Consider the following 10138-nt stretch of genomic DNA (forward strand, 5'->3'; position numbering starts at 1 on the left):
CCGTTGCCGTTGCTCAGGCTGGCGACCAGACCTTCCGGTGTGTACTGCCAGCGCGTCGCCCGTTTCTCTTCATCCGTGTGAACTGCCGGCAGGCCGCGCGGCGTATACTGCCAGGACTGTACGCTGCCCGTGATGCGACGGTGGCTGCTCAGTAATCCCAGCGCATTCCACGTGTAACGGTCCTGCTGTTTACCGGGGTGGCTGACCGTCTCCGGCAGCCCCAGACGGTTGTAGCTGATGCGTACCGTTTTTCCCTGTGCATCCGTCACCGCCGTCAGGTTGCCGTCTTCATCGTATTCATAATCCGTGGTGCGCCCTGAACAGTCGGTGTAACGCGTCAGTTGACCGCGCGCATCGAGCACCAGCGCAACCTCGCCGCCCCGCGCATCCGTGCGGCTGACCGCCAGCCCCTGTTCATCATACCCGTACCGCGTGACGCGCCCTTCCGGGTCTGTCTCCCGTATCACCTGGCCGTGTTCGTTGTAACCCGCCTTCCATACGTGATCGTCATCCAGTGCCCGGCGCGTGATTTCAGCAAAACTGCCGTTCCACTGCGTCTGTGTCATCCGCCCTGCCGCGTCCGTCTCTTTCACCACCCGGCTCAGGGTGTCGTATTCCAGCGTTACCCTGCGTTCGCCGGGGAGTTCCACCGCCACCGGGAAATGGTTTTCGTTGTAGGTGAAGCGGTACATCCCGCCGCCCGGCGTCCGATGCGCGGTCACATACGTCTGTTCATCAAACCACCACTGCCACTTCTGCTCTGACCTGCCGGTTACCACCGTCTGCCCGCCAGCAAAATCATAGTGGAACCTGTAATCCTCGCCGTCGCTGGTCGAGTGCTCCACCACACGGGGAAAACCCTCAACTTCTTCCCAGCGGTAGGTACAGGTGAAGCCCGTCGCGTTGCGGTGCTCTGTCATCAGGCCATTTTGATAGGCAAACTGGCGCACCGTCACACCGGCCCGGTTCACCACACCGGTCAGTTGCCCGTTATCATCGTAACGATATTCCACCAGGTTACCGGGACGCCCGCCCTTCACCAGCTCAATATGCGAAAGTCGTTCTCCTGCCGGCGTCAACGTGCGGTGCAACAGCAAATGGTGCCCGCTGCTGGAAGCCACCCGCACCAGCCTGCCGTTCTCACGCCCGAAAGCAATTCGCTGCCGGTGCGGCGTCTCCATAAAAAGTAACGGCGCGACGCCATGGTCATCAAATTCATCAAACACGTAATAGCTGCGGTCGGTGTAATGCAGCACATAGCGCCCGTCATGCAGGCGGCTAAGGTAAAACTGCTCTTCGGGGTCGAATATCTGATGGCCCGGCGTCAGCATTTCTTTCGGATAACTCAGCTCCCGGCCCTGTACTCCGATGAAGGTGATATATGCCTCATCTTCGCGCAGATTTATCTCCCAGTTCAGTCGCCATCCTCTACCCAGAACTCCCTCTGTTTCCAGGTGGCTGGCATAAAAGCGTGAGCAGGTGACAGGCAGACGGCCCGGCAGGGTGAAATCTGTCTCCGGCAACAGGATTTTTTGCCCGGTCGTGACATCCACCGGGTTGCTGAACAACCCCATAGCGACCTCGGAAACGGCCATCCCGGTAATTTCGCCACCAATAAATTTGGCCGCGCATTTTGTGCCAAATTTCGAGCCCAGCTTTGCCGCCTGACGCCAGGCGCCAGCCAGCCCGCCAAGCATTCCGGCGACCACAAACAGTACATCCACCACCTGACGCAACCAGTCAGGGATTTCCGGGCTGATTTCCAGCACCGTCTGCGTACCGCCGCCGAGGAAGACATTGGGAGAGCCGTCCTCAATCACTGCATCACATTCAGTGTGGTCCTCCTTACGGGCGGCGGGCTGGCTGTTGATGTAGATGTTGCCGGATCCCTGAGCAATGCGGATTTCCGGGGAATGGTCTTCGCATATCACCGTACTCAGTACGGCCCGAGCAGCAGGTCGGCTGTTGGTGCTGACATTGGGAGAGCCGGTCAGAATTTTTCCCGCAGTGGAATGTATCGAGCGCCCGATGGCTTCTCCCAGTTGTAGCACCCCGGACGCTATCTGGTCAGCCAGAAAACTCAGCACCAGCCCGGCTAAAAAGCCACATGTAAAAAAAGCAAAGGCGGCAACGGCAATAATGGCAATGCCAATGATCGCCCCAATTAAAAACCCGGCAAGGGCGCTGGTGTGGTAGATGGGGTCATCCACCCGTGCGGCTTCATACATGACAAAACCTCCATGTTATTTTAACCCTTAGCGGGCTGAAAACTGGTCAACCAGGCAGTCCATAGCTGGTCAGTATGCTCATCAAAAGGACGTTGACAGGTCAGGGTTAACACCAGAACCTTTCCTGGCCCGGTGATAAACCCGGCCTGACGCTGATACACTTCTGTTTTTCCAGAACGGTGAGTTGCGAGAATTTGTTCACCTGCCATGGCAGCTTCGCCAGTTCCCGCCACTGCCGTTCCCCGCGAAAGTACCCGGTGCTGACCCAGGTTTTTTTTCATCAAGGCTATCTGGCGGTCAATGTAGGTGGTCAGGTTTTCCTCGGGCCTGAGCGTGTCGCGGGAAATATTCAGACTGGGAGTTGCCCTCTCATTGCCCGACGGGACGAAGATATTGACGGTGCGATCAAGAAAAGTTTCAGGCAGGGCAAAGCTGCCCTCCTGAATACGGTAAAGGCTGGTCATAGATAAAATCCTTTTATTATTTTTTATTCAGAAGCATCCGGAGTGGGTACTGGGGCAATATCATTCGCAGTAATGGCTTTTCCGCCATCCGGATTCATATCAATACCACTGCCAATGAGTTGCATCACATCGCTGGTGTGCAGTAAAAGTTGTTTTCCGCAAAACTCAATCGAGCCATCCTTGTGTAATACAAGCGCTGCATTGCCGCAGCGAAGGGTAAATTGCTCGCCAACGTCCAGACGATATGTCGTCCCGACATTGATGGTTTGAGCTAGTTTGACGGAAAGCCCATCATTGTTTGTGATGGTGGCATTACGGTCTTCTCCCACGCTGATGGTTTCATTTTTGACAATGGTTTTTGTGCGATCGACCATGACCGTGTGGGTTTCATTGTTTTTTACTGTGGTATTGAGGTCTTTTTCCGCATGGAACTTCACCTCTTCCGCCCCCGTTTTGTCATCAAAGCGCAGCATGTTTCCGTTGGTCGGCCCCCCCTGTAACGAATGGCTGAATATCCCGCTCTGCGACGCCATGCCAGGCAATCCCCACGGCGGCATCGTGTCCTGGTTATAGGTACGCCCCACGATGATGGGTAAATCCGGGTCACCATTTTTGAAATCCACCAGCACTTCCTGGCCAATACGCGGGATCTGGATCATGCCGAATCCTTTTCCCGCCCACGGATAGCTAACACGGACCCAGCAGGAGCTGTTTTCGTCATTGTTACCATAACGATCCCAGCCAAACTGCACCTTCACCCGGCCATATTTATCCGTCCAGATCTCCTGCCCCGCCGGACCGGTGACGATGGCGCTCTGCGGGCCTTTGGTATGGGGTTTGCTCAGGGTTCGCTGTGGGCGGTAGACTTCACTGGTGGGGTGCAGTTCGAACGTGGTGACATAGGTAAAATGCTGGTCCTGGCCGCTGTACTGCGCATTGTCCCGTAAAAACAGTGTGGTCTGCACCAGCAGATATTCCTGGTTGACCTCCGCCGTCGGATGATTCATCAACGTAAAGGTGTAACCAGTCATGAGGGTGCGGATATTCCCCGCCCCTCCAACCCGGCTGCCAGGGCTGCGCTGCGCTTCCATACGAATGCGCGTCAGCATCTCGCCTTCCCCCATAGTGAAGTAATCACCAGGCCATTCGTAATGCTCATATTCAGCATGACCGGTATCACGCGGATTAGCCACGGTACTTTTCAGCAGTGAACGCGGCTTCATAAAATCAAAATCGTCCAGCACCCACTTTCCAGTACGCAGCCTCTCACTGGCTGTAATGGTGTGGATAAATTCCTTATCGAGCTTCAGTCCTTCCTGGTGCCACTCTACCAGCGGCGAGTCCGGGCACGTTTTATGACCATTGATGGCATCAGCCAGTACCAGCGTGTGGCTGTTCTCGCTGTGCTCAAACCACCAGTAGATACCCCATTCCTGCATCAGGCGCTGGATGAAATCAAAATCGGTTTCACCATACTGCACCTGCCAGGCGCGGGGGGGATAATTTTCCACCAGCCGTTTTTCCACCGGAAAAGAATATTCAGCCAGGACTTCATCCAGAATCTCCACCACGGTTTTGTTCTGGAAAGCTTTGTAGTCGCTGGTGTGGGTCAGCAGCTTCAGCCACGGTTCAATGCGCAATTCATACGTGACCGAGCGCCCCTCGTGACCGACTACCCTCGCAGCCGTCACCAGCCCGCTGATATGCCGTTTGCCGCCGCCATCCAGTTCAATATTGACGCACAGGTCTTTGCCCACCATCGGTTTGAGCGGCAGATTGGCAGCAGGGGAGACATATCCGAGGTTCAGGGTGTCAGGCGTTTTAAGCTGTACTGTATAGGAAAACAGATTCCCAAGCCCTTCCGAACCATTCATACCTGCAAACAGCAGAATCTGCGCCGGCACCGCACTACCACTTACTGTGACGTTATGCGCCCCCGGATCAGCGGCAGCAAGCGATGCCGCCGCATCCTGAGCTGCACCAGCCATATCCGAGATCCCTGACGCGGCGGCGGCGGCCTGCGCAGCAGCTACTGCAGCTTTAACCAGTCCTGACGGTTCTGGAAGCGCACCAAATAGATCTGCAACTGCCTGTTCTGCCATCTGTTCGGCTGCATCAGCTACATCGGTTGCGGCTGAACTTGCGCTTATAGCACTACTTCCTCCGGCTATCGGTGGCGTGGAGATAGCTGGCCCACCGTTACTGCCAGATTTATTACCCGCAGATACAAAACTCATGATATTTATTCCTTTAATATCGGATTAGAATTTAGCGCCCGGCGACCAGAAAAAATAAGAAATAACCCGCCACTGTCCATCTTTATAATGAAAAAAACATGTAAGATTTAAATCCTGCCGCAAATGCCAAAACATTTCTTTGATGGGGATATTTTTGAATTCAGGATTTGTTGAGCGATAGGTATTTTCAATTTCGATATAATACTCGCCGACAAGTTTATAACGAGGCTTTATAAATTCATGCTCTGGCTTACCATAGTTATTTAATAAAACATTCTCTTCAACTCCATTATACACACCACTCGCATTCAGATAAGCATGTTCAGGGATATCAGACATGCTATTTTTCGCCCCACCCACTATCAAAAAAATAATCACAGCGTATATTAGCTTCATTTTTTTACGCTTTTCACAAAAAATTCAGAACCCGGAACCATTCTATTTAACCGCTCAATGACATTTTCCATATAACGAGAGCGCAGTTCCATACCAATATTCATTAACGCACTGGCGTCGCCGGAGAATGGTGTAGTTGCTTTATCTGCATCGTCACTATAGTATTCATCAGTAAGATATCCAATAATATGCCCAAGCTCGTGAGACAGCCCTATTTGCTCATGGCAAACTTTTGATGAGCCAAGACATTTAGCTGCTGCAACTATATCTTTAGAGTCAAATTCAACGTATCGACTATTCCAGACAATGTTACTCTGACGAAAGCTATTTGGATCATCATTATCAATTTTAAACACCACTACATCCCAATACCCATGACGATCAGTCTGAATTATTTCTATTGTGAAGGGTAAGTCCTTACCATTAAACTTACTAACAAACTCAGACTTCCCAGAAACGGATAAAAAAACCTTATTATTCCATGTTTGATTAATGACAAAAATAACCTTCCCATGAAAGGCATTTTTCTCCATATCTGTCCAATCAGTTTTTGCATCCCATCTTTTTATCCAATTATATTTCCATCTCAGCAATAATGAGATTGCACCATTTTCACGGTCAATTCTTAAATCGCCCCAGGCATCATTGTCCCTGATATATCGTTTATCCAGCATTAAGTCGTCATAAGCATCATATGCCTGCTGAATAGCCTCATCATGAGAGTTACCCATGTTCACCTCCGTATATTTCTATATATCCAATAAACCTGAAGATGCTTGCTTATCCACCAACGCAGACGGGACCAGGGATAGTCTGAAGATAGCAATCAACTTGAATTTCATGGGTATATTTGTTTCCCATCTACACGTTTATCGTCATATTTTTGTATAGCTATTCTCAGCATTCGTGGCACATGATTTTTTCTCCAGCCGCAGCGCATCCACATACCGCCCCTCGCTGTTCTGCTGCCAGAACCAGCCCTGCCCTTGTTGTGCCTGCGTCAGCATTTTGTCCGGCCAGCCCGGCCACGGCAGGTGCCGCACGCCGGGCAGTTCCACTACCGGTGCGTCCGGCAGGCCGGTGAGTTCCCGGCTGCGCTGCGGTACACGCCGCAAACCACGCAACCACTGCGCCCAGCGCGGCCCCGGTCGCCACATCGCCCACAGCTGGTCTGCCTGCTCCGCCAGCCGCCCGCAGCGTTCTGTCTGTGGTGAGACATGTACTGCCGCCAGTCTTGCCAGCCAGTACAGCCAGCCTTGCGTTTCATCCAGACTCTCTTCCAGCCATTCCCGTCCGGCACGCTGGTAAATCACCAGCGGCCACGGCCTGCCCGTGCTGTCTCGCGAGGCGGTCAGTACCCCTGTCAGCCATTCATCACGCCCGCCAATGGGTAAAAACCCCGGCGACAGGACGAAGCTCCACGGCAGCGGATGGTGCTCCGGCAGCACCGACTTTTCACGCGGTGATAAGTGCATCCAACCGTCATTCTCTCCCGTCGTCACGGCATCCGTTCCTTCCGGCAGTACAATATGCCGCCCCTGCCCAAGCCACGTCTGCTGGTTCAGCCACGCCTGCCACACCTGTCCTTCGTTCGCGCTCACCCGCCAGCGCACATAATCACGCTGGTCCGGCAACCTACCGAACATCGACGGGGTCGATACTGCCGTAGCACGGCGCATTAGAGCGCCCTCTCCGGGCAGGCGAAACGTTGCAGTAGTCCCCGGTTCACCGGGTCAAAGTCTCTCCCGGCGGTGATTTCCAGCACTACCCGTCGCCCATCAAAACTGTACTCCACCTGCTGCGTTCCCCGTACCGCTGTATCCTGCGCGTTACCCGCGTCCAGCAGGTGAAACAGCGCCCACGGCCCGTTCGTCAGCAGCGTCGAGGTGTCCTGGCGGATGCGCGGGCTGGCGGTGATTTCCGCCATTGAGCCATTACGCGGCCCCGGCCAGTTCACTTTTAGCGGCCTGACCGGGCCGTGAGCGTAACGCAGCACCTGCCCATCAATGTCAATCACCAGCTCGGTGATGGCCGGATCCATATCCACGACGCGGACCTGCATCGCCCAGGAAAACTTTTTCCCGCCTTCCCCGTTAAAAAAGACGCGGCGGATTTGTTCTGCCTCCTGAAACGGCACCAGATCTGGCCCGTGCAGCGTCATGTTGCCTTCGGTCGGTTTGTAACGCCACGGATTGCTGGCAATGTCCGCCAGCGGGGCCAGTTGTTTCGTCCAGAAGGCATCCAGCACCCCGCCGCTGGCAAAGATACGGTTAAAATCGTCCGCGCTGACCTCCTGCGGGCTGTCGGTAAAGGGATAGCGCCCGTCAATGGCGTCACGGCACTCATCACCGATCACCGCCTCCATTTGCGCATTCAGCACTTCACCCGTTCCGGCATTGATTTTGCGTGTCCCCTGCAGTGTTAAATCCAGCAGAATATTTTTCAGCGGCGCGGGTAGTTTTGCTGCCTCCAGTTGAAGTTTATCCGCCGCCGAAATGCGGCCCGGTAATGTGCTGGCCGCCAGTGCACTGTCTGCAATGGTGAGCTGGGTGTAATATTCATTGAGCATCGTCAGCAGCGAATTAAGCTGTGGTGCACCGCCCCCTTGTCCGCTGTCCATACGCCCGGAAACAACTTCCCGCAATGCGGCAAAACGATCATCCACCAGCGTTTTCTCCAGACGTTCTTCTGGATGGATGTCCTGGAACAGCTTCGCCGTCTGTACCACTTTTCCCGCATTACCGGAAAGCCGATCCTGCGCTCGCTGGGCCATCTGCTTTTGTCTGGCCTGTGCATCCAGCGGCGGTACCAGGGTGGTCTGCTCCACCACGGCTTTACTCAGCCGCATCAACGGTGAATCTGGCGAGGCCAGGGTACGGAGCACCTGAAGATCATAGGCCAGCCCCGGACCACCGTCCTCCCCGGCGCTGTTGATGCTGTGAATACTGACCAGAAAATCCTGCCACCGGCGGGCATATTCAGTCAGGTACAGGCGACGGACTTCACGGGTAACCGGGAGTTCCTGTCCCGGTAGCTGACTCATTACACTCTCAGTCGTTTTTTTTTGCGCATTTTCCCGCCCCATCACCCAGGCATCATTCGCTGACGCTGCGGCAACAAATTCAGGCAGTCGTTTGTCGAATAAGTCCCGGTAGCCTTCGCGGGTGAAGATGCCCGGTACGCCCCGATCCAGCGGCGCGCCATCCGTGCGAACAAAGACGGTTCCAGCATCTGCCCCTACAGCGCGCACCAGCGAAAACTCCTGCGGTGCTTCACTCTCCATAGAAGCCAGTGCACGGGCATAGATACGCTCAGTGCTGGTGTGTCCATCGAGGAAAGTTCGCGCCTGGCGGATCAACCCCTCATCTTTTTCGTAGGGCGAATGCACTACGCGGCTACCGTCAAACAGAGCGTCGATATGTTCCAGCACGGCTGCACGACCACCAAACTCCGCCACGCTGTCGCGGTTGTCCAGGTCATTCAGTACCCATGAGTGAATTTCCGCCGCGTTGTATTTGTCCTCGTGGTCTTTATCGAGGTTCAGCAGCAGATAAACATGCAGGGTGTCATAGGCGGCTTTGCTGTTCTGACGTGCTATCGCATCCGAAAGCACATATTCCATGCGTTTCACCAGCGGCGGCAACAGCAGCTGGTCCAGCAGGCGGTCGTACAGAGAGGCCACACTCTCCATCACCGGCGGAACGCTGTACAGCCCGTAACGCCAGGCCAGCGGCGGTGAGTCCGGATCCAGCCCCGGCCAGGCAGAGAGCGCCCGCGCCTGGTTCAGTAATGCGGGAACCGGGGGCATCGCAGGTTTTCCGGTATAGGCTTTGACATCAGTATCCAGTTTAGCCGTCCGGGTGGCGATTTCATTCAGATACCCGTTGTTACCCTGCTGGCTGCCCTGCATTCCCTGCCATAACCAGAAAGCCAGCGCCAGTACCAGCAGATGCCCGCCGGTACGCAGTAGCCGGTAACGCCATGCCCACTGGAGATTCGGCTCCACCAGGTGCGCTTCGCGGAAGATTAACTGTTTCAGTAGATCGTGGAGAAAATAGCTGCGGTTGCCGTCCGGCAGGGTATGAGACGGTGAATCCGCCTTCCCTTTTATTGCCCGGACAAAACGCGGCCAGATGCCCGTATGGTCTGCCACGGCGTCCGCCTGCGCCTGTGCCGCGCTGGTGAAAAATACGCCGCGCAAGGTGTTGTTAAGCTGGGTGGCATCGAATTTTGAATCGAGGAAGATCTGTTCAATGGCTTCCAGCAATGGCGCGCCCAGCGCGGCAAATTCACGCGGGAAGCGATACAGCCGCTGGCGGCTTTTAAGGTCGTACTCTTCCTGCAACCGGGTATCCAACCCCTGATCCAGCCGCAGCGTCAGATTTGCCAGTTCCTGCCCACAGAGCGCATGTCGCGACTGCAGATCTGCGGAATTACGTTTCCGGCTGTAAGGCAAAGTAAAGCCCCATACCTGGGTACGAAGGTGACTGGTAAGACCACGAAAATACTCCGTAAAGCCCGGCAACAGATCCATTTTTGTGACAATAAGATACACAGGAAAACGGATCCCTAGCGTCTCTCTCAGTTCTGCCAGCCGTGCACGCAGGGCTGCACAAGTAGCCAGGCGTTCTGCCGATGACTGCGCGGTTAGATCTGCCACGTTCAGCGTCAGAAGCACGCCGTTCAACGGCGCGTTGGGGCGGTGTTTTCGCAGCAACCCCAAAAATCCTTGCCACTCTCCGGCGTTACGCTGTGTCGCGTTCGTTTCGCCGCCATCATCGTGGCGGGCATAGCGCCCAGCGGTATCGATAAG

7 protein-coding genes are annotated in these 10138 nt (G+C 54.9%); all 7 read right to left on the reverse strand.

Annotated elements, in window-relative coordinates:
- The coding region (locus EQY_RS0119095; RefSeq protein WP_024212653.1) for a DUF6531 domain-containing protein at nt 1-2228 on the reverse strand (2228 nt) is incomplete at its 3' end.
- 20 nt (nt 2229-2248) lie between these two features.
- On the reverse strand, nt 2249-2692 hold the full coding sequence (locus EQY_RS0119100; protein ID WP_000203118.1) for a DcrB-related protein: 444 nt from the start codon (nt 2690-2692) through the stop codon (nt 2249-2251).
- A gap of 23 nt (nt 2693-2715) precedes the next feature.
- Nucleotides 2716-4929: a type VI secretion system Vgr family protein gene (locus EQY_RS0119105; RefSeq protein WP_000011489.1), complete on the reverse strand. Its 2214-nt coding sequence runs from the start codon at nt 4927-4929 to the stop codon at nt 2716-2718.
- A 24-nt stretch (nt 4930-4953) separates the two neighbouring features.
- On the reverse strand, nt 4954-5268 hold the full coding sequence (locus EQY_RS0119110; RefSeq protein ID WP_001280220.1) for a hypothetical protein: 315 nt from the start codon (nt 5266-5268) through the stop codon (nt 4954-4956).
- A 53-nt stretch (nt 5269-5321) separates the two neighbouring features.
- Nucleotides 5322-6056: a hypothetical protein gene (locus EQY_RS0119115; RefSeq protein ID WP_000528403.1), complete on the reverse strand. Its 735-nt coding sequence runs from the start codon at nt 6054-6056 to the stop codon at nt 5322-5324.
- A gap of 144 nt (nt 6057-6200) precedes the next feature.
- Nucleotides 6201-7004, reverse strand: coding sequence for a TagF domain-containing protein (locus tag EQY_RS0119120; RefSeq protein WP_001250471.1), 804 nt, complete (start codon nt 7002-7004; stop codon nt 6201-6203).
- Nucleotides 7004-10138, reverse strand: a 3135-nt coding sequence (gene tssM, locus EQY_RS0119125; RefSeq protein ID WP_000663159.1) for a type VI secretion system membrane subunit TssM, incomplete at its 5' end; no start/stop codon positions are given. The genes tssM and EQY_RS0119120, both read right to left, overlap by 1 nt.

It is taken from the genome of Escherichia sp. TW14182 (genome assembly GCF_000208525.1).
Lineage (GTDB): Bacteria > Pseudomonadota > Gammaproteobacteria > Enterobacterales > Enterobacteriaceae > Escherichia > Escherichia ruysiae.

Excerpts from the sequence above, each read along its gene's own strand:
- EQY_RS0119100 (WP_000203118.1), bottom strand. The coding sequence starts at position 2,692 with ATGACCAGCCTTTACCGTATTCAGGAGGGCAGCTTTGCCCTGCCTGAA.
- EQY_RS0119105 (WP_000011489.1), bottom strand. The coding sequence starts at position 4,929 with ATGAGTTTTGTATCTGCGGGTAATAAATCTGGCAGTAACGGTGGGCCA.
- EQY_RS0119110 (WP_001280220.1), bottom strand. The coding sequence starts at position 5,268 with ATGTCTGATATCCCTGAACATGCTTATCTGAATGCGAGTGGTGTGTAT.
- EQY_RS0119115 (WP_000528403.1), bottom strand. The coding sequence starts at position 6,056 with ATGGGTAACTCTCATGATGAGGCTATTCAGCAGGCATATGATGCTTAT.
- EQY_RS0119120 (WP_001250471.1), bottom strand. The coding sequence starts at position 7,004 with ATGCGCCGTGCTACGGCAGTATCGACCCCGTCGATGTTCGGTAGGTTG.